Source organism: Streptomyces profundus, assembly GCF_020740535.1.
Classification (GTDB): Bacteria; Actinomycetota; Actinomycetes; order Streptomycetales; family Streptomycetaceae; genus Streptomyces; species Streptomyces profundus.
Map to the genome: position 1 here is coordinate 1893970 of NZ_CP082362.1, position 24657 is coordinate 1918626.

At 73.6% G+C, this 24657-nt stretch carries 20 protein-coding genes; 13 read left to right on the forward strand and 7 right to left on the reverse strand.

Annotated elements, in window-relative coordinates; genetic code table 11:
- Positions 1-44 precede the first annotated feature (44 nt).
- From K4G22_RS08110 to K4G22_RS08130, 5 genes are all read left to right on the forward strand, one after another.
- Entirely contained in the window at positions 45-2513 is a 2469-nt protein-coding gene (locus tag K4G22_RS08110) for a phosphoketolase family protein (protein ID WP_228079209.1), read from the forward strand.
- Positions 2514-2683: 170 nt separating this feature from the next.
- Positions 2684-3952 (forward strand): glycosyltransferase family 4 protein, encoded by a 1269-nt coding sequence (locus K4G22_RS08115; RefSeq protein WP_228079210.1) that lies wholly within the window; start codon positions 2684-2686, stop codon positions 3950-3952.
- Positions 3949-4779 carry a transferase gene (locus K4G22_RS08120; protein ID WP_228079211.1) on the forward strand — a complete coding sequence of 277 codons (831 nt, stop codon included), beginning with the start codon at positions 3949-3951 and terminating at the stop codon, positions 4777-4779. The genes K4G22_RS08115 and K4G22_RS08120 overlap by 4 nt, the downstream gene beginning before the upstream one ends.
- Before the next feature lie 92 nt (positions 4780-4871).
- Complete coding sequence (locus tag K4G22_RS08125; RefSeq protein ID WP_228079212.1) at positions 4872-6980, forward strand: ATP-binding protein; 2109 nt, start codon at positions 4872-4874, stop codon at positions 6978-6980.
- Positions 6977-8224 (forward strand): M20 family metallopeptidase, encoded by a 1248-nt coding sequence (locus K4G22_RS08130; RefSeq protein WP_228079213.1) that lies wholly within the window; start codon positions 6977-6979, stop codon positions 8222-8224. The genes K4G22_RS08125 and K4G22_RS08130 overlap by 4 nt, the downstream gene beginning before the upstream one ends.
- Before the next feature lie 101 nt (positions 8225-8325).
- On the opposite strand, the gene K4G22_RS08135 is transcribed toward K4G22_RS08130, so the two are convergent.
- From K4G22_RS08135 to K4G22_RS08145, 3 genes are all read right to left on the reverse strand, one after another.
- Positions 8326-8532 (reverse strand): DUF397 domain-containing protein, encoded by a 207-nt coding sequence (locus K4G22_RS08135; protein ID WP_228079214.1) that lies wholly within the window; start codon positions 8530-8532, stop codon positions 8326-8328.
- A gap of 131 nt (positions 8533-8663) precedes the next feature.
- Positions 8664-8873: a DUF397 domain-containing protein gene (locus K4G22_RS08140; protein WP_228079215.1), complete on the reverse strand. Its 210-nt coding sequence runs from the start codon at positions 8871-8873 to the stop codon at positions 8664-8666.
- An 11-nt stretch (positions 8874-8884) separates the two neighbouring features.
- Complete coding sequence (locus K4G22_RS08145; RefSeq protein WP_228079216.1) at positions 8885-9706, reverse strand: helix-turn-helix domain-containing protein; 822 nt, start codon at positions 9704-9706, stop codon at positions 8885-8887.
- A gap of 236 nt (positions 9707-9942) precedes the next feature.
- Here K4G22_RS08145 and K4G22_RS08150 point away from each other — a divergent pair, with 236 nt between their 5' ends.
- Genes K4G22_RS08150 through K4G22_RS08165 form a run of 4 tightly spaced genes read left to right on the forward strand, consistent with a single transcriptional unit; the run spans position 9943 to position 11713 of the window.
- A complete protein-coding gene (locus K4G22_RS08150; protein WP_228079217.1) occupies positions 9943-10395 on the forward strand; it encodes an ATP-binding protein in 453 nt (150 codons plus the stop codon).
- The gene (locus K4G22_RS08155; protein ID WP_228079218.1) at positions 10392-10817 is read left to right on the forward strand and encodes a hypothetical protein; all 426 of its coding nucleotides are present in this window, start codon (positions 10392-10394) and stop codon (positions 10815-10817) included. Before K4G22_RS08150 ends, K4G22_RS08155 begins: the two co-directional genes overlap by 4 nt.
- A complete protein-coding gene (locus K4G22_RS08160; protein WP_228079219.1) occupies positions 10814-11224 on the forward strand; it encodes a DUF7848 domain-containing protein in 411 nt (136 codons plus the stop codon). Before K4G22_RS08155 ends, K4G22_RS08160 begins: the two co-directional genes overlap by 4 nt.
- Before the next feature lie 27 nt (positions 11225-11251).
- On the forward strand, positions 11252-11713 hold the full coding sequence (locus tag K4G22_RS08165; protein WP_228079220.1) for an NUDIX hydrolase: 462 nt from the start codon (positions 11252-11254) through the stop codon (positions 11711-11713).
- A 34-nt stretch (positions 11714-11747) separates the two neighbouring features.
- On the opposite strand, the gene K4G22_RS08170 is transcribed toward K4G22_RS08165, so the two are convergent.
- Entirely contained in the window at positions 11748-13430 is a 1683-nt protein-coding gene (locus K4G22_RS08170) for a hypothetical protein (protein ID WP_228079221.1), read from the reverse strand.
- 120 nt (positions 13431-13550) lie between these two features.
- Here K4G22_RS08170 and K4G22_RS08175 point away from each other — a divergent pair, with 120 nt between their 5' ends.
- Complete coding sequence (locus K4G22_RS08175) at positions 13551-14396, forward strand: alpha/beta fold hydrolase (protein ID WP_228079222.1); 846 nt, start codon at positions 13551-13553, stop codon at positions 14394-14396.
- 135 nt (positions 14397-14531) lie between these two features.
- On the forward strand, positions 14532-15803 hold the full coding sequence (locus tag K4G22_RS08180; RefSeq protein ID WP_228079223.1) for a phosphoribosyltransferase: 1272 nt from the start codon (positions 14532-14534) through the stop codon (positions 15801-15803).
- A 683-nt stretch (positions 15804-16486) separates the two neighbouring features.
- Here the strand turns inward: K4G22_RS08180 and polX are convergent.
- Entirely contained in the window at positions 16487-18205 is a 1719-nt protein-coding gene (polX, locus tag K4G22_RS08185; protein ID WP_228079224.1) for a DNA polymerase/3'-5' exonuclease PolX, read from the reverse strand.
- Between the two features lie 155 nt (positions 18206-18360).
- On the opposite strand from polX, the gene K4G22_RS08190 reads away from it, so the two are divergent.
- On the forward strand, positions 18361-19584 hold the full coding sequence (locus K4G22_RS08190; RefSeq protein WP_228079225.1) for a site-2 protease family protein: 1224 nt from the start codon (positions 18361-18363) through the stop codon (positions 19582-19584).
- 88 nt (positions 19585-19672) lie between these two features.
- On the opposite strand, the gene K4G22_RS08195 is transcribed toward K4G22_RS08190, so the two are convergent.
- The gene (locus K4G22_RS08195; RefSeq protein ID WP_228079226.1) at positions 19673-20683 is read right to left on the reverse strand and encodes a glycoside hydrolase family 5 protein; all 1011 of its coding nucleotides are present in this window, start codon (positions 20681-20683) and stop codon (positions 19673-19675) included.
- A gap of 306 nt (positions 20684-20989) precedes the next feature.
- Positions 20990-21904, reverse strand: coding sequence for an AraC family transcriptional regulator (locus K4G22_RS08200; RefSeq protein ID WP_228079227.1), 915 nt, complete (start codon positions 21902-21904; stop codon positions 20990-20992).
- 110 nt (positions 21905-22014) lie between these two features.
- Between K4G22_RS08200 and K4G22_RS08205 the strand changes: the two genes are divergently transcribed.
- Positions 22015-23004, forward strand: a complete 990-nt coding sequence (locus tag K4G22_RS08205) for an SDR family NAD(P)-dependent oxidoreductase (protein WP_228079228.1) — start codon at positions 22015-22017, stop codon at positions 23002-23004.
- Positions 23005-24657 lie beyond the last annotated feature (1653 nt).

Consider the following 24657-nt stretch of genomic DNA (forward strand, 5'->3'; position numbering starts at 1 on the left):
CCCGGAGGGGTACTCGCGGCGGGCCCGAACCAGGAGGTGACCCCATGCCGGGAGACGCCGGGAGCCAACGAACCGCCAGCGACGCCGGCCGGGTCCCGTTGACCCCCCGGGAGGGCGCCGCCCGGGAGGGCACCGCGCACCAGCCCGTCTCCGCGCTGGACGACAAGACGGTAGCGGCGCTGGACGCCCAGTGGCGGGCCGCCAACTACCTCGCCGTCGGCCAGATCCATCTGCTGGCCAACCCGCTGCTGGCGACGCCGCTGCGTCCCGAGCACATCAAGCCGAGGCTGCTCGGCCACTGGGGCACCACGCCGGGGCTCAACCTGGTGCACGTCCATCTCAACCGCGCCATCGTCGCCCGCGACCTGGACGCGCTCTGCGTCTGGGGCCCGGGACACGGCGGGCCCGCGCCGCTGGCCAACTCCTGGCTGGACGGCAGCTACACCGAGACATACCCGGACGTGCCCAGGGACGCCGAGGGGATGGCGCGGCTCTTCCGGCAGTTCTCCTTCCCCGGCGGGGTGCCCAGCCATGTCGCGCCCGACACTCCGGGGTCCATCCACGAGGGCGGCGAGCTGGGCTACTCGCTGGCCCACGCCTACGGCGCCGCCAGCGACAACCCGGGGCTGCTGGTGGCCTGTGTGATCGGCGACGGGGAGGCGGAGACCGGGCCGCTGGCCGCGTCCTGGCACGGCAACAAGTTCCTCGACCCGGTGCGGGACGGGGCGGTGCTGCCGATCCTCCATCTCAACGGCTACAAGATCGCGGGCCCGACGGTGCTGGCCCGCATCCCCGAAGCGGAGCTCGACCAGCTGCTGCGCGGCCTCGGCCATGACCCGATCTATGTGACCGGCGACGAACCCGCCCATGTGCACCGGGAGTTGGCGGCGGCCCTGGACACCGCGCTCAACCGGATCGCCGACTTCCAGTGGGCCGCGCGGGAACAGGGCGTCCGGGCCCGCCCCCGCTGGCCGGTGATCGTGCTGCGCACCCCGAAGGGCTGGACGGGGCCCGCCGAGGTGGATGGCAAACCCGTCGAGGGCACCTGGCGGGCGCACCAGATCCCGCTCTCCGATCCCAGGAACAACCCCGACCACCTGCGGCAGCTGGCCGCGTGGCTGCGCTCCTACCGGCCCGATGAGCTCTTCGACCCGGCGGGCTTCCCCACCGAGCCGGTGCGTTCCTGGCTGCCCACCGGTGAACGGCGGCTCGGCGCCAACCCGCACGCCAACGGCGGGCTGCTGCTGCGCGCGTTGCCGCTGCCGCCGCTTGAGGAGTGCGCCGTGCCCGTGCCCTCCCCGGGAGCGAGCAGCCACGAGCCGACCAGGGCGCTGGGCGAACTGCTGGCCCGGGTGATGGAGGCGACGGCGGAGCGCAGGGACTTCCGCCTCGTCGGCCCGGACGAGACCGAGTCCAACCGGCTCCAGGACGTCTACCAGGCCACCGACAAGGTGTGGCAGACGGCGATCCTCCCGGTGGACGAACACCTCTCGCACGAGGGCCGGGTGCTGGAGGTGCTCTCCGAGCACCTGTGCCAGGGCTGGCTTGAGGGCTATCTGCTGACCGGCCGCCACGGCCTCTTCTCCAGCTACGAGGCGTTCGCCCATATCGTCGGCTCGATGGCCGACCAGCACGTCAAGTGGCTGCGCACCGCCCGCCGGCTGCCCTGGCGGCGGCCCGTCGCCTCCCTCAACTACCTGCTGACCTCGCATGTCTGGCGGCAGGACCACAACGGCTTCTCGCACCAGGACCCCGGCTTCGTCGACCAGGTGCTCAACAAGGCGCCCGAGGTGGTGCGGGTCTATCTGCCGCCCGACACCAACACCCTGCTGGCCGTCGCCGAACACGTGCTGCACAGCCGGGACTACGTCAACGTGGTGGTCGCCGGCAAGCAGCCCTGCTTCGACTGGCTGGACCTGGAGTCCGCGCGGGCGCACTGCGCGGCCGGGGCCGGGATCTGGGAGTGGGCCGGCTCCGAGAGCGGCCTGGACGAACCGGACGTGGTGCTCGCCTGCGCCGGCGACGTGCCCACCCAGGAGGTGCTGGCGGCGGCCGACCTGCTCGGCCGTCACCTCCCCGAGCTGACCGTACGGGTGGTCAACGTGGTCGATATCGCCCGCTTGATGTCCGAGGAGGACCATCCGCATGGCCTCTCCGACCGCGACTACCACGCCCTGTTCACCCGCGACCGGCCGGTGATCTTCGCCTACCACGGCTATCCGTGGCTGATCCACCGTCTCACCTACCACCGCGACAACCATCCGCAGCTGCATGTCCACGGCTATCTGGAGGAGGGCTCCACCACCACGCCGTTCGACATGGTGGTCCGCAACGACCTGGACCGCTACCGCCTGGTGATGGACGTGATCGACCGGGTGCCCGGGCTCGCGGTGCGCGCCGCGCGGCTGCGGCAGCGGATGGTCCAGACCCGCTACCGGCACCGGCGCCATGTCACCGAACACGGCACCGATCTGCCCGAGGTCGCCGACTGGCACTGGCGAGCCGCCCGTTGACCCGGTCGGGGGACGGCCCGCCGGCGTCCGGCGCATCCTCCCGCCGGACCGCTCGTTGATGAGAGCGCTGGACCGTACCCGCAGCGCCCGACGGCACCGCGACCGCGGGGAGTGACCAGCGTCACCCGGTCACCGGAAACCGAAGTCGCAGTCCTGGAGGTCAAACCGGCATGAGGATCTCGTTCCTGTTGCACAACGCCTATGGGATCGGGGGCACGATCAAGACCACGTTCAACCTTGCTCAGGCCCTCGCCCCCCGGCATGAGGTGGAGATCATCTCCATCCTCAGGCACCGCACCGACCCCGTGTTCTCCCTCGACCCACGGGTGCGTGTCCGCCCCCTGATCGACCTGCGCACGGAACGCGACGACCCCCGCCACAAGAGACCGCCCAAGATCTTCCCCGCCGCCGAGTACCGCTTCGACCAGTACAGCGCGCTGAGCGACGAGCGGATCTCGCACTGCCTGGCCTCCCTGGAGGCCGATGTGGTGATCGGCACCCGCCCCGGGCTCAACGTCCATCTGGCGCTCCAGGGCCCGAAGAACGCCGTGCTGGTCGGGCAGGAACACCTCACCCTGGACAACCACCCGCCCGGGCTGCGCAACGAACTGCGCCGCGTCTACCCGAGGTTGGACGCCCTCACCACCGTCACCCAGGCCGACGCCGACGCCTACCGGCGGCGGATGCGGCTGCCGGGGGTCCGCGTCGAGGCGCTCCCCAACAGCGTGCCGCCGCCCGCCCTGCCGCCCGCCGACAGCGGCGCCAAGATCGTGATCGCCGCGGGCCGGCTGGTCCGCGTCAAGCGCTACGACCTGCTGATCCGCGCCTTCGCCCGAGTCGCCGCCGAGCGCCCCGACTGGCAGTTGCGCATCTACGGCAGGGGCGAGGAGCGCGACCGGCTGCGCGCCCTGATCGACGATCTTGGCCTCTACAACAACGTCTTCCTGATGGGCACCGCCTCCGCGATGGAGGCCGAGTGGGTCAAGGGCTCCATCGGCGCCTCCACCTCCAGCTTCGAACCGTTCGGCATGACCCTGGTCGAGGCCATGCGCTGCGGCCTGCCCGTCGTCAGCACGGACTGCCCGCACGGCCCGGCCGAGATCATCACCCCCGGCAAGGACGGCAGGCTCGTCCCGGTGGGCGACCAACACGCCCTCAGCGAGGCGCTGTTGGATCTCATCCAGGACGACGGCCTGCGCCGCACCATGAGCGAGGCAGCGCTCGCCAACTCCCGCCGCTACGACCCGGTGCCCATCATCGAGCAGGCCGAGGCGCTCTTCACCGAGCTCCACGAGGTCAAGTCCAGCGGACGCCGGGTCCGGATCCCGCTGCACGTCAGGGTCGGCGCACGGATGGCCAACCGGGGCCATGTGGTCCGTGACGCCGCGTTCGCCGCCGCCGTCTCCACCATGCGCACCATGCGAAGGGGCAACCGTTGAGCCCGACCGTCCTTGAGAACGCCCCCCGTGCCGACTGCGCCGTGACGGCCGACGGGCGCGTCACCTTCGAGATCAGCCTGCCCGACGCCACCGCGCCGCAACTCCTGCTGCGGCTGCGGCCCAAGAAGGGCGAGCAGGAGACCACGGGGCACGCCGTCGAGCTGGTCGAGCTGCCCGGGACGCCGGGCCGCTGGCGCGCCGAGCTGGGCGACAACCCCCGGCTCGACGAAGGCCGTTGGGACGCCTATCTGCTGCCGGCCGCCGACCAGCCGAGGGAGCGGCTCCGCCCCGGGCTGCGCGATCTGCGGCTGCTGGCCCCCGCCGCGCCCGACCCCCGCCTCGCCGACGACGGCACCCTGCGGGTCCGGCTGCCGTACCCCACCAAGGACGGCGCCCTCGCGGTGCGCGCCTGGCGCCGCGTCGGCCACGCCGAGGCGCACCGCGTCGAACCGGGCGAGCACGGGCTCACCGTCACCGGCCGGCTGTACGGCGTCGATCCCGGCGACGGCGCGGCGGCGGTGCTGCGCCGCCGGGGCAAGGAGGGCCCCGAGCGCGAGGCGCCGATGACCCTGGACGAGGCCGGCGGGTTCTCCTTCACCGCCGACTACCGCGAACTCCCGGTGGAGGCGGGCGCCCAGGCGGTGTGGAACGTCTTCGTCCGCCCCCGCGCGGACGCCCGCCCGGTGCGGGTCGCCAGGCTGCTGGACGATGTGGCCGACCGCAAGGCGGTCTTCGTCTACCCGACGGCCACCGTGCGGGGCGCCGCCTTCTGGCCGTACTACACGGTGGACAACGACCTCTCGATCCAGGTGACCTCGGAGGGCTGACGGAGCTGACACCCTGGTACCCCGGGGACTGACGCCCCGGGAGCCGGGCAGGCTTCCCCCGCGAGGGGCGGGCCGCAGAAGGAGTTGAGCGGATGGACGGGGTCGGGGACGGGGACGGGGCCCGGCGGGGCGGCGGCGCGTTCCCCGGGGGCACGCACAACCACTTCGACGGCATGGCCAGGAACGTGATCCAGGCCAACCGGATCGACACCGTCGAGCTGCGCGGCCCCGCGCGGGCCCCGACGCCCTACGAACTCCCGGTCGTCCGGCCTGGGTTCGTCAACCGCTCCAGTGAACTCGCCTGGTTGGACGCCGAGTGGGCGCGCTGGGCCGGCGGCGCCGACGGGTTGACGCTGGTGGTGCTGCCGGGCGCCGGCGGCATGGGCAAGACCGAGCTGGCCGCGCACTGGGGCGACCGCTCCCGGGAGCGCTTTCCCGACGGACAGCTCCATGTCGACCTGGCCGCCGAACGTCAGGGCGGCGGCGGGGTGGATCTGGGCGCGGTGCTGGCCCGCTTCGCCCGCTCGCTCGGCGTGGACGCCTCGTTCATCGGCCCGACGCCGGCCGAGCGCGCCGCGATCTACCGCTCCGCCACCACCGGGCGGCGCGGCCTGCTGCTCCTGATCGACAACGCCGAACACGCGTCCGAGGTGCGGGCGTTGCTGCCGCGTCACGGGATGGTGCTGGTCACCAGCCGCCGGCCGCTGCCGGCGCTGCGGATGGACGGCGCCAGGGAGCTGGTCGTCGGCGAGCTCGGCGCGGCGGCGGGCCGGGCCCTGGTCGCCTCCTGGTGGGAGGACGGCGAGGTCGACACCGCGACGCTGGACGAGTTGGTGCGGCTCTGCGGCGGGCGCCCGCTGGCGCTGCGGGCCGTCGGCGAACGGCTGCTGGCGGGGCCCGACGACGATCTCCCCCGCGTGGTCGCCGAGTTGGCCGCCGAACGGGACGGCCGGCACCGGCGGGCGGTGACCGGCGACGGAGGGGACACCCGGATGACGGACGCGCTGCGGCTGGTCCACGACGGCTTCCCGCCCGCCACCCGCCGGCTCTGCCGGCTGCTGGGCGCGCTCCCGGGCCCCACGTTCACCGTCGAGCTGGCGCTGGCCACCGGCGCCGACGAGCCGGCGGCGGGCCTCGCCGAGCTGCTGCGCGCCGGGCTGGTGCGCGAACTGGCGCCGGGCCACTACGCGTTCCACGACGAGGCCAGGGCGCTGGTCTCCACACTGGCCATGAGGGGCGCGGACCGCGAGAGCGCGCTGCGCGGCGCGGTCGCCTTCGCGCTGGCCGTCTGCGAGCTGGTGGACCGGGCGGTGCTGGGCAACCGGCTGCGCCTTGCGGGCGGCGAGGGCTGGGACGGCCCGCCGGCGCTGCCCGAACTGGCCGGTCCCGCCGCCGCGTTGGACTGGCTGGAGCGGGAGCACGGCACGGTGCTGGCGCTGCTGCGGGCCGCGGCCGAACGCGGCTGGCACGAGCCGGTGTGGCGGATGTGCCAGGCGCTGTGGGCCTTCTACCACAGCCGTAAGCGCTATGCGGGCTGGATCGACTCCCACCAGCTGGGCATCACGGCGGCCGGCTGGGCGGGCCGGCCCGATGCCGAGCTGCGCATCCGCAACCAACTGGCCCGCGCCTACCTGGAGTCGCGGGACTTCACAGCCGCCCAGACGGCGCTCACGCCGGCCGAGGCGCTGCTGGAGCGGGTCGGCTCGGCGCAGCTGCGCGGGGTGATCGAGGAGACCAGGGGCCTGCTGGCGCTGGCGAGCGGCCGGGCGGCGGACGCGGTGGCCCACCTCACCGAGGCGAAGGCGGCCAACGCGGGCGATCCGCGCGGCGAGGCGATGCAGGGCTACCAACTCGCCAGGGCCCTGCTGGCGCTCGGCCGACCACGGGACGCCCTCGCCGAGCTGGCGACGGCCGAGGCCCTGGTCCCGGGCCCGGCCCACGCGGCCCTGCACGCCAGGATCGGCCTCACCCGAGGCACGGCCCTCCTCGACTCCGGCGAGCCGGAACGCGCCAGGACCGTCCTCACGGAGGCGGCGCGGCTGGCCGAGAGCCTCGGCCAGTGGGCCAAGGCGGACGGCGCCCTCACGATCCTGGAACACCTGGCCCAACAGGCCGGCGACACGGCCACGGCCCACCAACTGACCACCCACCGCACCCACCTCCGCCAACGCGCGGGCCTCCCCCCGACGGACGAGGATTGACCCTGGCCGCTCAGCGATCCCCGCAACCCCCGGACCCGGTCGGTGTCCGGGTCGTTGCTGAGGCCGACCACGCCGGCGTCGTCGAGCTCACCCGTGAGTTGGTGCGCATTCCCAGCCGTGCCGGCATCGATTCCTACGAGCCGGTCATCGACCACCTCACCGCCTGGCTGAGTCGCCATCGGCTGACCCCGGCGGTACTGCGTGACGACACCGGCGCGCCCGTGGCCGTGACCGCCGAGGTCTCCGGGGAACGGCCGGGGCCGCACTGGGTGTTAGACGCCTGCCTGGACACCGCGCCGTTCGGCGACGAGGACCGCTGGACCCACCCACCGGCGTCAGGGCATCTGGCGGACGGCTGGCTGTGGGGCCGGGGCTCAAGCGACTCCAAGGCCGCGGTGGCGATCTTCAGCCATCTCGCCGCCCGCCTCGCAACGGCCGCCGGCCGTCTGCACGGACGGCTGACCCTGCTGTTCGACCTTGACGAACACACCGGCGGCTTCGCCGGCGCGAAGACCTTCTTCGAAGGTCCCGACGCACCAGGCGACGTGGCCGGCGTCATGATCGGCTACCCCGGCAACGACCATCTCGTCACCGGCGGCCGAGGCGTCCACCGCGCCCAACTCCACGTCCACGGCGTCGCCTCCCACTCCGGCGGCAGCAGGACCACCCCCGGCGCCATCGCCAAGGCCGCCCACCTCGTTCGGGAACTCACCGGCCGTCCGCTGCCGGCGGAGACGACGGAGCACTTCCCACTCCCCCCGAAACTCACCGTCACCGCCATCTCCGGCGGCGAGGGCTACAGCGTCACCCCGGACCTGTGCACCCTCAGCATCGACATCCGCACCACCCCCACCTTCGACGCCACCGCCGCGACCGAACTCCTCGCCCAGTCGGCCAGCGACATCGACAAGGAATGGCCCGGCACCCCACCCACCCTGCTCCAACACCACCAGACCTGGCCCCCCTACGCCCTCCCGCCCACCTCCCCGCTGCGCACGGCCCTCATCGACGCGGCGGGCGCCCACGGCCTCCGGGTGCGCCCCAAGGTCGCCGGCCCCTCCAACATCGGCAACTACCTCGCCGGCCTCGCCATCCCCGCCACCGCCGGCTTCGGCGTCACCTACCAAGGACTCCACGCCACCGACGAACGCATCCAGACCGACACCATCCCCGCCGTCCAAGCCACCTACCACACGGCGTTGGAACACCTCCTAGGCACCCCGTCGGGCGCCGACACCGCTTGAGAGGCGGGCGAGTCGCGGATGTCCTTGGGCGGACAGCGGGCCGCCGGCGCATGCCGACATCCCCCCGGGCGTGGGCCCGGGGGGATGGTGGTCGGCTTGGCTCAGTGGGCCGTGGTGTGGTCGGCGACGTCGGTGAGGAACGTTTGCCAGGAGGCCGATCCGAAGGTCAGGATCGGGCCGTCCGCGCTCTTGGAGTCGCGGACCGGGACCACGCCGCGCGTGGCGGCGAGGTTGGCGGCGGCCTCCAGGCAGACGCCACCGTTGTTGCTGTAGGAGGACGTGAACCAACGCGGGGCTTCGGAAGTCACGGGGTGCCCTTTCGTAGCTGCTGAATCACGGCGACGGGCCTCGACCGGAACGGCGCTGCCCGGGGGTGGTCGCCCCGCCGCGTCGGGCGGCGGGGCGACGTTCGGGGCCGGGTGCGGTCGGGGACCGACGGTCAACTGGCGGTGTTCTCGCCGGACTTGACGCCGGACACAAACGAGGAGAACGCGGCGGTCGAGAACGTCAGTATCGGACCCTCGACGCTCTTGGAGTCACGGACCGGAACCACGCCGCGCGTCGCGGCGAGATTGGCGGCGGCCTCCAGGCAGACGCCACCGTTGTCGCTGTAGGAGGACTTGAACCAACGCGGGGCTTCGGATGTCACGGGGTGCCCTTTCATAGCTGCCGGATCGCGGCGACAGACGCCGCTTGGGAGAGCGCCTCCGCCTGTAGTTGATGGTAGGCCGCCAGCAGGGGCACCACGGAACCGTTATCGCGCTCGACGTTTCCGCGCAGGGCGGATTCCGCGTAGGACATCAGCGAGCGGTCCGCCATGGTCAGTATGTAAAGCGGCAGGTTGAGGGTGCGGCGGACGCCCATCTCGAAGGGGGCGACCTGGAGCACGGTGTGGGGCCGCTGGGCGAACTCCACCAGATAGGCGAGCTGGGCGGCCATCACCGCCGGCTCCCCGATGGGCCGCCGGATGCAACTCTCGTCCAGCACCACGGAGATCAGCGGCGCCGGCGTCCGCTCCAGCGCCGCTCGCCGCTCGGCGACCAGCGACACCCGCTCCTCCGCCTGTTCGGCGCCGATCGCCCCCCGGTTGACGGCGCTCCTGGCCAACTCCCTCGCGTACTCAGGGGTCTGGAGCAGCCCGGGGATGATGCCGATCTCGAACAGCCTGATCTCCGAGGCGCGCCTCTCGCAGTCGATGTACTCCGGGGACCCCTCCAGCAGGCTGCCATGGCGCACCTCGCGCCACTCGCGCTCGAACGAGTCCGCGGTGTGTTCCGTGCCCAGCACCCGATCCGCACTTCGCGAGAAACGCAAAGTTGACAGCTTCCGACCAGTTTCCACTGACGAAATATGCGTGCTGGAATATCCCATCCGGTCCCCCAGCTCCTCCTGCGTCCACTGCCGACTCTCGCGCAATCCGCGCAAACGCGCGCCATACGCCGCCTGTGGAGAGCTCTCGGGGACCAAGTCCTTGCGGTTCAAAAGCCGTGCACCAGCCTTCCGTTCAGATCCGGCACGTTGAATGCTCGCGGACCGTGGGGCAGCCTGTCCACCCCGGGTAGTGGCGACACTACGGAGAGGAGACGGCTGTGCCTGGCGCGAGCGGCCCCGACCTGCGGGCCACCGAGACGGCGGAACGGCCCCATCCCAACCCGCCGACGCTTCCTGACCGGGCCCACAACTCACCCGGATGGGTGATGGCCCTGGCTGGAGGAACCATGACCGCTCCTGATGGTCCCGTCGACGCTCCGCACGATCTCAGCTGGTTCTTAACCGTCAGCGCGCACGAGATCGAGGAGTGGCGGCGCACGGTCGCCGCCGCGTTGGTCGACTGGCGGGTCTCGGGGGAGGCCGTCGAGTTGGCGCGGCTGGGGGTCACGGAGCTCCTGGCGAATGTCGCGCGGCACACCGCGAGTCGGCGGTGCGGTCTGCGGATGGTGCGGGTGGAGGAGGACCTGCTGGTGCAGGTCTTCGACGAGTCCCGGCAGTTGCCCGTGCTGCGCAGGCCGGACTGGTGCGCGGAGGGCGGCCGTGGCCTGTGGCTGCTGCGGGAGATGGCCGACGGGTTCGGCTATATGCCGATGCCGTTCGTGGCCGGCACGTCCTGTCGGCTGGGCAAGGTCGTCTGGTTCTCGTGCTGGGGCGCGGTACCCGAGGCGGGCGACGGGTGAGCGCCGGCGAGTGGGAGTTCCAGGCACCCATGCCTGGGCTGGTGGGGCAGGAGCAACGGGCCCTGGGGCCCTGCTGGTTCTTCTGCGGACATCGGATCGCGCCGGTGGTGTGGATCGGCTGGCTGACCTCGGCTGGGGTGGCGGCCCCGCTGTACGCGTGTGACGGCTGCCTGGGGCAACTGCACGCGATGGCCTGGGACTTCAGCGAGGCGTCGCGGGACGCGCCCGTCGACGGGACGGGGCGGCTGGTCCCGCTCTACCGGCCGCTGGGCGCGGGCGGCCCGCCCGAACCGCTCCGTTACCGATGCCGGGACCCGCTGCCCCGCACCCCGTTCGGCGGCCGACTGGCCCAGCTCGTCACGGCCGAGCCGTGGCCCCGACCGACCAACCGACCAACCGAGCAAGGGAGATCGACGCGATGAGTGAGCGGAACCAGCCGTCGCCGGGCGGGAGCGAGGCGGCTGAGCCGGTCTCGATCGTCCGGGGCGCGGACTGGATGCTGTGTGAGGAGCGGGGCGTGGGTGCGCCGGAGGCGATCTACGGGGCGGAGTGCTTCCACTGTGGGCAGCTCTCGCCGCTCTTCGACGACGACGCGTTGCCCGTCGCGGTCTGGTGCCTCCAACACTCACAGCAGGAACCGACGCACACCCGGTACCTCTCCAGGACGGAGCGGCACTGGCGGGTCGAGCGCCGCCCCGAGGAGAACGGCGCGCACGGGCGGGCGAGTCCGGTCGGGGCGTTCCTGGACCGGACGGCCGGGCCGGCGTTCGTCGGCGCGATGTGCCTGCTGACCGCCGCCGCCGGGCTGTTGCCCGCCCTCACCCACTGACAGCTGACGATCCGAGGAGACCTACCGATGTCCCTGCCCCTTCCGGGACCGAGCGGACTGCCCGTCACCTTCCACATCCTGGCCACCACCGGCGACAACCACGCGCTGATGGTGCGCGGGGAGAAGACCCCGGGCGACGAGGGCTGGGTCCTGCCACACGGCACCGTGCTCCCCGGGCACTGCCCCATCCTCACCGCGCGCAAGGCCCTAAGGGAGACCACCGGCTACGACCGCGCCCTCACCGAGGTCCTCGCCTTCACCCTCACCACCGACGACCAGGGCCTGCCCAACGGGGTGACCTACGTCCTGGACGGCGAAGAGCTGCCCGAGGTGCCGTCGATGAAGCCCAACGCCCACGTCGGATGGGTGCCGTTGCGGGAGCTGCACGAGCCCCCGGGCCTCTACCAGTACGCCATCATCGCCGCCGGACGCCGCCGCGCCCTGCCCCTCCTCGTCGACGGCGACCGTCCCGAGGCCGCCTTCCGCTGAACACGGCGCGTGCGGAACCGGGGTCGCCGCGTGGTCATCGGGGGCGGAAGTGGACGGTGGTGCGGGTGTGGCCGGTGTGGAGGGGGAGTCCTTCGGCGGGGAGGCGTCCCCCCGGCTGGCCCTCGATGAGCCAGAGGTACACGGCCGCGCCCAACACCACGGGGTCGAGGACCTGTTCGGGGGTGGCCCAGTCCTCGGGGACCCACGCCTCCCACAGCGCGCCGTCCCGCAGCCGCAGCAGATGCCGCCGCTCCCCCAGCGCCGCCACCGCGACGGAGAGCCACGGCTGGTCGGCGAACCGCCGGTCGAGCCAGGCGCGGGGCGGCAGTTCGCCGTGCGGCTGCCGGCGCGCGGCCACCTCGGCGGTCTGGGCGAGGGCGGACCAGGTGCCCTCCTCGGCGGTCACGGCGAGAAAGCCACGGGCGCCGGCGCGCCGCTGGTCCAGCGGGTAGCGGCACAGCTCGACGCGCCCCGCGCGGACCCGCCCGACCACGTCGAAGGCGGTCGGCCCGTGGCCGGTCGCGGGCGACGGGTCCGGGTAGCGGGTGGGGCGCGGGTGCGGGGCCGGCGGCTGGACCCGGTCGCCCAGCAGCTCGTGGAAGACGCCCTGGAGTACCCGTGCCGACTCGCCCGGCAGGCCCAGCGCGTCCTCGGTGACCGCGCGCAACTCGCCCGGCCGGTGGTCGCGTTCGGCGGCGCGCAGCTGGGCCAGCAGATCGCCCTCGGGGTCGAGCCGTGGGGCGGTGCGGCCGAAGGCGTGCATGGGCGAGCCCGGGTCCAACTCGGCCTCGCCGCTGGCCGCCAGCATCGTGGCCCGCTCCAGGCCGGCGCCGTAGAAGCTGACCGAGCCGGTGTCCCCGACGACCAGGTCGGCGGCGATCAGCGCGGCCTGCCAGCCGTTGTCGGGGCTGACCACCCGCAGCCCGGCGTCCCGCGCGGCGCGCAGCCGCTGACTGACGTTGAACGGCGTGTCGTCCGACCAGATGTTGGGATGCAGCACGACCACGACCACGTACTCGTCCACCGGCAGCGCGTTGACCAGCCGCAGCGGCAGGTCGGGGTGACGGCGGATCAACGAGTGCGGGCCCCAGGTGGAGTTGAGCACCACCAGCCGGCGGCCCCCGACGGCGCCGAACGGCGCGCGGAAGTGGTCGCGCCAGTCGAGGTTCTCCCGCATCCGGTCGAAGCAGGGGTCGCCGACGACGCGGGCGCGCGGCAGCGCGGCGGGGCAGCTGGCGGCCAGCCGGCCGAGCTGCTCCTCGTGGGAGAGGCCGATGACATCGGGCACCACCCGCCCCCGGTACAGGAGTTCACGCCGGGAGAGGCCGGCGGACGAGCTGACGTCGCCCGTGGACCGGCTGACCAGCCGGTTGTAGCCGGCGCCGTGCGGCAGCACCACCAGCGGCCGACTCAGCCGCCGCATCGAACGGTTGATGGCGCAGGCGACGACCAGGTCGAAGCGGCGGCGGGTGGCCTCCCGCCAGGGCAGCACGGTGGCCCGCTGCCCGGCGAGGTACTCGGTGAGGCCGCCGTCGAAGGCGGAGCCCGGGTTGACCGTGAAGGACACGGCGACGCCGTCCTCGGCGCGCAGCAGCGGCAGCACGTCGAGCAGCCTGGTGGCCGAGGTCAGGTTGCGGGCGACGCCCAACACCTCGACCGCGCCGTCCCGTTCCGGCGCGCGGGCGCGGCGGCGGAGCGGGCTGCGGAAGAGCGGCACGGGGACTCCGTTGGGAGACGGCGGCGGGTGTCCTGCGCCGAGCGTAGCCGCCCGGCACCGTGCGCGGACCCGGTCCCCCGGACCGGTGTGGAAGCCGCCGGGCGGCGCTAGCTTGGAGGGGTGACAGATCAGGGGTACCAGGGGAACGACGCGTTGGCCGAGATGGGGACGGTGCTCGTACGGGGGCGCCGGGTCCCGGTGTTGGACTCGGGGGGTGACGCCGCGCTGCCCGTGGTGCTGGCGCTGCACGGGACGTTCGGTCGCGGGGCGGTCTTCGAGCGGCTGGCCCGGGATCTCGCCGGCCGGGCCCGGCTGATCGCGCCCGACCAGCGCGGCCACGGCTGGCGCGAGCCGGCCACCGGCGGCTACGGCAGGGACGCGTTCGTCGAGGACGCCGCCGCGCTGGTCGACGCCCTGGAGCTCGGCTCGCTGGTGGTGCTCGGGCATTCGCTCGGCGGCATCACGGCCTACCAACTGGCCGCCCGACACCCGGAGTTGGTGGCGGCGTTGATCATTGAGGACGTGGGCCCCGTGATGCGGCGGCCCGAGGTGGAGCATCCGACGCTCGATGTGCGGGGTTGGCCGTCGCGGGCCGAGACGCGGGCCGCGCTGGGCGCGCTGATCGAGGCCAGGGGGGTGCCGGACGCGGCCTACTTCCTGCGCAGCGCGGTCCCGGCGGAGGACGGTTGGCGGCTGCTCTTCGACTGGGACGTGATGATGGCGGTCCAGGAGGGCGGCGTCGGCGACTGGTGGGGCGACTGGCTGGGCTCGGACTGCCCGGCACTGCTGCTGCGCGGCACGGAGAGCACCCTGCTGCCGGCGGAGCTGGCCGACGCGATGGTCGCGCGCCGTCCCGGAACGGAACGTGTGGACTTCCCCGGCGCGGGGCACTGGGTGCACGATGACGCGCCGGAGGAGCTGGCGACGGCGGTCGCCGACTTCGTGCACCGGTTGCCGCGCCCCTGACGGAAGCCCGTCGTACGCCCGGGTGCGGGAGTCCGACGCGCGCCGCCGGCCGCGACGCGGTTCGATGGACCCAGCACTCCGACAGGTCGTGACGGGGCGGTGCGCGCCGGGACGTGACCAGGAAGGTGGCCGACGATGCGGTTCGCGGATCGGCGGGAGGCCGGGCAGCGGCTGGCCCACGCGTTGACGTCACTGCGTGGGCGCGATGTGGTGGTGCTCGGGCTGCCCAGGGGCGGGGTCCCGGTGGCCGCCGAGGTGGCCACGGCGCTGCGCGCCCCGCTGGACGTGGCCGTGGTGCGCAAGCTGGGGCTGCCGGCGCAGCCGGAGTTGGCGATGGGCGCCATCGCCGAGGACGGCGCCCGGGTGCTCAACGACCAGGTCGTCGGCGGCGCCGGGGTGCCCGGGGACCGGCTCGCCGAGGTCGAGTCCAGGGAGCGCGCGGAGCTGGACCGCCGCGCCGTCGCCTACCGGGGCGAGCGGCCCCGGATCTCGGTGGCCGGCCGCACGGTGGTGCTGGTGGACGACGGCATCGCGACCGGTGCCACCGCGCGGGCGGCCTGCCGCTCCGCGCGGGAGCGCGGCGCGGCCCTGGTGGTGCTGGCGGTGCCGGTCGCCCCGGCCGACTGGGAGCGCCGGATCGGGGACGCGGCCGACGAGCTGGTCTGTCCCCATGTGGAGGACGACTTCCTGGCCGTCGGCCAGTTCTACGACGACTTCGCGCAGACCACCGACGAGCAGGTGGTGGAGTTTCTGCGCCGGGGTGTCGCCCGCGAGGTGACCGTCCCGGCGGGCGTGGTGGAGCTGGCCGGCACGCTGACCCTGCCGGCCAGGGCGCGCGGCGTGGTGGTCTTCGCGCATGGCAGCGGCAGCGGCCGGCACAGCCCGCGCAATGTGTTCGTCGCCGAGGCCCTGGCCCAGGCCGGCCTCGGCACGCTCCTCTTCGACCTGCTGACCGAGGAGGAGGCGGACGACCGGGCCAACGTCTTCGACATCGGCCTGCTGGCCGAGCGGCTGACCCGGGCGACGGAGTGGCTGCTGACGGGCGGGGTGACGCCCCATGACGGCCTGCGCGTCGGCTACTTCGGGGCCAGCACGGGCGCCGCCGCCGCGCTGTGGGCGGCGGCCGACCCCGGCTCGCCCGTGGGCGCCGTGGTGTCCAGGGGCGGCCGTCCCGACCTGGCCGACCGGCGGCTCTCCGAGGTGCGCTGCCCCACGCTGCTGATCGTGGGCGGCCACGACGAGCGGGTGTTGGAGCTGAACCGGGCCGCCGAACTGTCGCTGCACTGCCCCCACGAGCTCACCGTGGTGCCCGGCGCCACCCACCTCTTCGAGGAGCCGGGCACCCTCTCCGAGGTCACCGCCCAGGCCAGGGACTTCTTCCTCCACCACCTCGGCGAAGCACCGTAGCCCTTACCGGGCGGAACACCGAACGCCGGCCGGCGAAGCGCCGCAGCCCCTACCGGGCGAAACACCGCACGCCGGCCGGCAAGGCACCGCAGCCCCTACCGGGCGGAACGCCGCACGCCGGCCGGCGAAGCACCGTAACCCTTACCGGGCGAGGCGCCGCACGCCAGCCGACGAGGCACCGCAGCCCCTACCGGGCGAAACACCGCACGCCAGCCGGCGAGCCACCGCAGCCCCTACCGGGCGGAACGCCGCACGCCAGCCGGCGGAACACCGAACGCCGCACGCAGGCCGGCGAGGCACCGTAACGCCTGTCGGGCGAGGCACCGCAGCCCCTACCGGGCGAAACACCGAACACCGGCCGGCGAGGCACCGCAGCCCCTACCGGGCGAAACACCGCACGCCAGCCGGCAAGGCACCGCAGCCCCTACCGGGCGAAACGCCACACGCCGGCCGGCGAGGCACCGCAGCCCTTACCGGGCGGAACGCCGCACGCAGGTCGGCGAGGCACCGTAACCCCTGTCGGGCGAGGCGCCGGGACGTCTGTGGGGGGGAGTCTCGGCGGTGCTCCCCCGGACTTCGTCCGAGGGGATCGCGGGGGCGGCTCCCAGCCGCCAGGCTGGGGAAGCCGCTCGCCGGACGCGGAGATCCGCCGGCAGGGCACCGGCTCCCCTGGCCGGCGGCCACTACCGTTTCTTGAGGAAGCGGCGCAGCCGGGTGAGGGTCCAGGTGTTGATGACCTCGTCCTTGGTGAGCCAGCCGCGCTGCGCCTGGGCGACCCCGAAGCGCACATGGCCCAGATGGGTGGGGGCGTGGGCGTCGGAGTCGATGGCGAACCGCACGCCATGGGTGCGGGCGCGCAGGATCTGCTCGTCGTTGAGGTCCAGCCGGTTGGGGTGGCTGTTGATCTCCAGCGCGGTGCCGGTCCTCGCACAGGCGGCGAAGACCGCGTCCAGGTCGATGTCGACAGCGGTGCGGCGGCCCAGCTTCCGCGTGGTGGGATGGCCGATGATGTGCACATGGGGGTTCTCGCAGGCCCTGATCAACCGCCGCGTCTGCGCGTCCCGCCCCAGCTCGAAGTGCGAGTGGATGGACGCGACACAGAGGTCGAACTCGGCCAGGACCTCCGCCGGCCAGTCCACGTCGCCCCGTTCGTCGATGTTCAGCTCTGTGCCGTGCAGCAGCCTCAGCCGGCCGTAACGCCCCGCCAACTCCCTCAGTCGGGCGCGCTGCGCCAGCGCCTTCTCCGTGGTCATCCGCTGCATCCGCAGCTTCGGGGCGTGGTCGGTGACGGCGTAGTAGTGGTAGCCGCGCGCCGAGGCGGCGGCGACCATCTCCGTCAACGGCGCGACGCCGTCCGTCAGATCGGTATGGCTGTGCAGATCGCCCCGCAGATCCCGCTCGGTCACCAGCGTGGGCAGCTCCCGGCGTTGGGCCGCCGCGATCTCGCCCCGGTCCTCGCGGAGCGTCGGCGGAATCCAGGGCAGGCCGAGACGGCGGTAGACCTGCTCCTCGGTGCGGGCGGCCCGCTTCCGGCCGCTCTCGGCGTCGAACAGGCCGTACTCGGAGAGCTTGAGCTTCTTGCGGACCGCGATCTCGCGGATGCGGATGTTGTGAGCCTTGGAGCCGGTGAAGTAGAGCATTCCGGCGCCCCATGAGTCGGCCGACAGCACCCGCAGGTCGATTTGCAGGCCGTCCACCGTGCGCACCGTGGTCTTCTTCCGGCCCCGGGAGACCACCTCGTCCACCAACGGGAGGGCGCAGAACGCCGCCATCAGCGGCTCCGGATCGTCGGCGGCGGCCAGGATGTCGATGTCGCCGATGGTCTCCCGCATCCGCCGCACCGACCCGGCCCAGGCGCAGCGCGCACAGCCAGGCACCTCGGCGAGCCGCGCCACGGCCTCCTCCGCCACCCCCAGCGCCACGTCCAGCCGGATGCGACCGCCGGACTGGCGCAGCACCGCGACCCCGTGCTCGATGTTCTCCCGTGCCTTGGGCCCGAAGCCCTTCAGCCCGGCGACCCGGTCGTCGCGCAGCGCCGCCATCAGCTCGTCCACGGACGAGACGCCCAACTCGCGGTAGAGCGTCATCGCCTTCTTCGGCCCCAGGGTGGGGATGTCGAGCAGCGCCCGCACCCCCGGCGGGATCGAGGAGCGCGTCTCCTCGACGGCCGCCACCCGGCCCGTGCGCAGAAACTCGGCGACCTTGTCGGCGATCGACCGGCCGACGCCCGGGATCTCCCGCAGCCGCTCGGCGTCCAGCGTGGCGACATCGGCGGGGTGCCCACCGATGGCGCGCGCCGCGCGCTCGTAGGCGCGCTGCTTGAACGCGCCCTCGCCGGTGATGGAGAGCAGGTCGGCGTACTCACGGAGCAGCGCCTCGACCTCGTCGTTCGGCCGGGCCATGTCCCCAGTCTAGGGAGCGCGGCCGGATCCGGCATGGCGAGCGACTTCGCGGGTACTCGGCGTCCTGACCTGCGACGTTCCACGGTGAACGCCGCCGTTGACGCCAGAAGGAAACCTTGACTCCAGACCGAAACCCATCGAGGCAGGTGAGCGAAGTGCGGGCGACCTTTACGCTGGGACGGATCGCCGGCGTCCGGATCGGGGTGCACTGGAGCGTCGCGGTGATCTTCGCCGTGATCGCGATCGGTCTGGGCACCGGACGGCTGCCGGAGGCCTACCCGGATCGGAGTGCGCTGAGCTACACACTGCTCGCGCTGCTCGCCGGGGTGCTGTTTCTGGCCTCGCTGCTGACCCATGAGATGGCCCACGCGCTGCTCGCCCGTCGATCGGGGGTGCCCGTCCACGACATCGTGCTGTGGCTGCTCGGCGGCGCCACCCGCACCAGGACCGAAGCCCCCGACCCCAAGGCCGAGTTCAGGATCGCCGGCGCCGGCCCGGCGGCCAGCTTCGCGCTCGGCGTGCTCTTCACGGTGCTGACCTGGATCCTGGTCGCCGCCGACGCGGGCCCCGTGGTCGAGGTGTTCGCCTGGCTCGCGGTGATCAACTTCCTGTTGGCGCTCTTCAACGGGTTCCCCGCCGCGCCACTCGACGGCGGCCGGCTGCTGCGCGCCGCGCTCTGGCGCCGCTCGGGAAACCGCCCCAGGGCCACCGCCCAGTCCAGCGCGGCCGGGCAGGCGTTCGGCTGGGTCCTGGTCGTCGCCGGACTGGTGGTCTTCCTCTTCACGGGCGCCTTCGGTGCCCTGTGGCTGGCCCTGGTGGGATGGTTTGTGGCCGGCGCGGCATCCCTGGAGGGGGAGCAGGCGCGGATGCGTCAACTGCTCGCCGGCGTCCCCGTCCGCGAGACCATGACGGCGGGGCCCGCCACCGTGCCCGCCGACGAGACCGTCGGCGCCCTGCTCTCCGAACCGTCCCACGGCCTCACCCACCCCGCGCTGCCGGTGGTCTCGTCCAGCGGCGCGCCGATCGGCCTGGTCACCCAGGACCAGCTCAACGAGGTGCCCCTGGAGAAGCACCGGGTGCTGACCGTCGCCGAGATCATGCTGCCCCTGGACCAGGTCCGCACCACCCAGCCCGAGACGGACCTCGCCGACCTGCTGCCGCAGCTCGAACCCGGCCCCGAGCACCGGGTGCTGGTGATCGAAGCCCACGACGGACCCCACGGCGAACAGACCGCTGGACGGGCCGGGGAACGCGAGCGCGCCGGGCGGCCGAGGCTGCTGGGGATCGTCTCCCCTTCCGACGTCAACCGCACCATCAGGCGGCTGACCGCCGAGGCCCGCCAGCCGGCCGGCTCGGTGGGCGGCGGCCGGGTGCACTGAGCGTGGCGCGGAACCCGGACGGGAACGGGGCCGCCCCCCGGAACTCCAAGGGGCGGCCCCGCCGCACACAACTCCCGGCCGCAGGGCCTCAGTTGTAGATCGTCGCCTCCTCAGAGGTCTCGGCGACACCGTTCGCGCCGTGGAAGAACCGCTCGCCCCACTCGGTCAGCTGGTTGGGGTCGAAGTTCACCGTCATGTCCAGATACTCGACACCACCGCCGTTGCCGCTCCAGGACCAGCCGAGGTAGCCGAGCCCCAGCTGCTCCGTGACGGCCATGATGGCGTCCTCGTCCGGGTCACCGTCCGAGTGGTTGTGCCCGAACTCGCCGACCAGGATGGGCAGTCCGGCGTCCACAAAGGACGTGAGGTAGTCCTCGACGGCGCTCGCCGTGTTGTACACGCCGTACATGTGGATGGAGAAGATGGTGTTCCCGGTCGGGTCCGCGTTGTACACCGACTGGGCATTGGCACGCATGGTGCCGGTCCAGTCCTGGCCCCAGTTCGGCGCGTCCACCATGATGGTGTGCTCGAAGCCGGCGTTCCGCAGCTTCCCGATGGCCGCCTGGGTGTCGGCCGTCCACGCCTCGTAACCGCTGTTGCCGAACGGCTCGTTGCCGATGTTGACGATGACGTAGTCCTCTTCGCCCGCCAACTGGTCCTGGACGCTGATCCAGTAGTCGGCGGCCTGGTCCAACGAGACCGCCGCGCCCTCCTCGCCGTAGCCGGTGGTGTCGTGCACCTCCAGCACGCAGATCAGGCGGTTCGCCTTGCACTCCGAGACGATCTGGGACACCTGCTGCGGGGAGGTCTGCTCCCACTGGTGGCCGCTGCTCAGCACCACGCGCACGGTGTTCCCGCCCAGCGACTTGATGTCGCCGAGCGCGCCCAACTGGCTGGTGTACCAGGCGTGCGGGTGGTTGGCCCCCCGCATCACGAAGTCGTTGCCGTTGCTCTCGACCAACCGGCCGTCCTCGATGCTCAGTCCGACGGCGCTGGCGCCCGGCTCGTCGGCGGTCGCGGGCTGCACCGCGAGCGCCGTACCCAGCGTGCCAGCGAGGCCCGCCGCGACCAGGACACCGAAAGTTCTCCTGCTTTTCACGGTCGTCTCCTCAAGGGCCCGTCCCGTGGGCCCACTCGGGTGGGGGTGACGCATGCGCGACCCAGGAATCTGGGAGCGCTCCCATGTAGTCGCCCACCCATCAGGCCACCGCCGCTCGCGACTGTCAAGGCAACGGACAGAGCGCGAGGGATTCGACAGGGGATCAAAGGTGCCTAACAGTCGGTGTGTTGCGATACCGGACACCACTTAACCGAGTAACTCGCGACTTTGCGTGCGAAGTTGCTCTCTTTACGTGACGGCCGGAGCGGGGCGGGCCGCCACGCGCGCCGGCGGCCCCGTGCCCTCTCACGGCCCGGGCGGATGCCTGCGGTAGTCGCCGGGCGGCATGCCCAGGACGCGTTTGAAGGCGACGCTGAGGGCGCTCTCGGAGCCGTATCCCACGGAGTGGGCTATGGAGGCGAGCGTTCCGCTCCCCTCGCGCAGCTGTCTGGCGGCCAGCTCGACGCGCCACCTGGTGAGGTACTCCAGGGGGCCGAGACCGACCGTGGCCTTGAAGCGGGCGGCCAGCGTCGACCGGGAGACGGCGGCGGCGCCGGCCAGCTCGGCCACCGTCCAGGCGTGCGCCGGATCGCGGTGCAGCGACGTCAACGCCGTGGCGACCACGGGATCCCCGAGGCCGGCCAGCCATCCGGTCACCGCGCGCGGCTCGCGCGCGAGGTGCAGCCGCAGCACATGGACGAGCATGACGACGGCGAGGTGCTCGGCGACCAGGGTCGCGGCCATCGGCCGGCGCGTCAGCTCCTCGTCGATCGCGGTCAGCGCCCACCGCACCGTCTCCGCGTGCCGGGTGCCGGCCGGCACATGGACGACCGGGGGCAGCCGGTCGAGCAGCAGCTCCTGGGCGCGGGTCCCGAAGGAGAAGCCGCCGCCGACGAGGAACACGTCCTCGCCCTGACCCACCCTGGCGACACCGTCCGCGGCCCCCGCGAACACGGGCCCGGCGGCGACGGGGACGGCCCCCGGATCGCCGCGGAGCGTGAAGGCGCGTGGCCGGGTGAGGAGACAGCAGTCGCCCTCGGCCAGCTCGATCGGCCCGTCGACGCCGTCGACCTCCAGCAGGCAGGAGCCGCGCCTGACGGCGTTGAACTTGACCGCGTGGGGGGCGTCGAACCGCAGAGCCCAACGCCCGCCCGCCGACAGGCTCGCGGACAGCCGGCCGCGCGTCTCCAGCAGGGTCAGCACATCCTCAAGAGGATCCATCACCACCACCAGTTCGGACAGCCTGGACGGCTGGACAGCTTGGACGATTGCTAAAGAATCAGGGACTCTCAATCATAAGGTGTCCAGCTCACGCGTCGTAGCGTGGAGCCATGGCAACGAATCCCCAGGCCGACGGGCCATCGCGAGACGACTCCGCTCCGCTGACCACTCCCTTCTCCGCCCAGGCCACCGCGCGGGAGGTGATCGACGGCGTGAACCTCAGCGGCCGACGCGCGGTGGTCACGGGCGGCGCCTCCGGCCTGGGCGCCGAGACCGTCCGGGCGCTGGCGGGCGCGGGGGCGCAGGTCACCATCGCCACGCGGCGCCCGGGGTCCGCGCAGCCGCTGATCCAGGAGCTGGCCGCCGTCGACGGCGCGGGCCCGGTGCACGCCGAACCCCTCGATCTGTCCGATCTGACGTCGGTCGACGCCTTCACCCGGGCCTGGCACGGACGGCTCGACATCCTCGTCGCCAACGCGGGGATCATGGCCCTGCCCACCCGCACCCTCACGGCCGGCGGCTGGGAGACGCAGCTGGCCACCAACTACCTGGGCCACTTCGCGCTGGCCGTCGGCCTGCACGGGGCCCTGCGGGAGGCCGGCTCCGCCCGCGTCGTGGTGGTCAGCTCCGGCGCCCACCGGGGCGACCCGTTCGACTTCGCGGACCCGCACTTCGAGGATCGGCCGTACGACCCGTGGGCGGCCTACGGCCAGTCCAAGTCCGCCGACATCCTCTTCGCCGTGGGCGCCCGCCGCTGGGCGGCCGACGGGATCACGGCCAACGCGCTCAACCCCGGCTATATCCTCACCGGCCTGCAACGGCACGTCGACGACGACACGATGCGGGCGTTCGGCGTGATGGACGGCGAGGGCAGGGTACGGCCGCTGTCGTACTACAAGACCCCCGAGCAGGGGGCCGCCACCTCCGTGCTGCTGGCCGCCTCGCCACTGCTGGCTGGCGTCACCGGCCGCTACTTCGAGGACAACCAGCAAGCGCCGACCGTCCGAGGCGACGAGGACACCCCCACCGGCGTCGCCGCCCACGCACTCGACCCGGCGGCGGCCGACCAACTCTGGGACTACGGCCTCTCAGCGCTGTGACCTTCCCGGTCCGAACGGGCGGGCGGGCGCGCGCACGCTGCGCGGGCTCGCTGCGCGGCGGCGGGGCGGTAGAGCCGGCGCGCTGCGCGGCGGCCGGGCGGGGCGGGCACGGGCACGCTGCGCGGCGGCCGGACGGGGCGGGCGCGCGGGCACGCTGCGCGGCGGCCGGGCGGGGCGGGCACGGGCACGCTGCGCGGCGGCCGGACGGGGCGGGCGCGCGGGCACGCTGCGCGGCGGCCGGACGGGGCGGGCACGGGCACGCTGCGCGGCGGCGGACAAGGCGGGCGGGCGCGGGCACGGGCACGCTGCGCGGCGGCGGGCGGGGCGGGCGCGGGCACGCTGCGTGGCAGCTGGGCGGTCGGGCTTCGCGGCGGCGGACAGGCGGGCGGTAGAGCCGGCACGCTGCGCGGCGGCGGCCGGGCGGGCGGTAAGCCGGCGCGGCGGCGGCGGGGCGGGTGGTGGAGCGGTGGGCGGGGTCGCCTGCATGGGGATGGGCGGTCGTTTCGGCCAGCGGGCGGGGCACGGGGCGGCTGCCGCCGGCGAGCCATGGCTCCCCCACGTGCACGCGGGTCTGCCACGCCCGATGGGACGAAGGGCCAACCCGGCCAGCGGCCGGCTGCCGCCGCCCGGCCACGCGTGGCTTCCGTACAGGCGAAGCCCGCGCCGCAGGCCGGCTGCCGCCGGTCGGCCACGCACGGACCGGTGTCGTGACACATCCACCAGACCGACGGCCCGGGTTGCTCAAGACGGCCGGGGCGGCGGCCGACCAGCTCTCGGACTACGACCCGGCAGCGCCATGACGCGGGCACGGGCACGCTGCGCGCCGGCCGGGCGAGCGTGGCGCGGGCGCACTGCGCGGCGGACGGGAAAGCGGTGGGCGGCGTCGCCTGCTCGGGCACGGGCGGTCGTTTCGGCCAGCGGCCGGGGCACGGGGCGGCTGCCGCCGGCGAGCCATAGCTCCCCCACGTGCACGCGGGCCTGCCGCACCCGATGGGACGAAGGGCCAACCCGGCCAGCGGCCGGCTACCGCCGCCCGGCCACGCACGGACCGGCGTCGTGACAACATCCACCAGACCAACGGCCCGGGTTGCTCAAGACGGCCGGGGCAGCGGCCGACCAGCTCTCGGACTACGACCCGGCAGCGCCATGACGCGGGCACGGGCACGCTGCGCGCCGGCCGGGCGAGCGTGGCGCGGGCGCACTGCGCGGCGGACGGGAAAGCGGTGGGCGGCGTCGCCTGCTCGGGCACGGGCGGTCGTTTCGGCCAGCGGCCGGGGCACGGGGCGGCTGCCGCCGGCGAGCCATAGCTCCCCCACGTGCACGCGGGTCTGCCACGCCCGATGGGACGAAGGGCCAACCCGGCCAGCAGCCGGCTACCGCCGCCCGGCCACGCGTCGCTTCCGTACAGGCGAAGCCCGCGCCGCAGGCCGGCTGCCGGCGCCCGGCCACGCGTGGACGACGAGCGGCCAACCCGGCCAACGGCCGGGCACGTGAACCGGCCACGACCGGGTCCGCGTCGTGGCACACCCGACCAGACCGGCATCCAACCAAACGGACAGGGCCCGCGCCGCAGGCCGGCTGCCGGCGCCCGGCCACGCGTGGACGCGGCCGGGCCGCGCCCGTCGAGAGAGGCCGTCAATCCGGCCGCGGCCG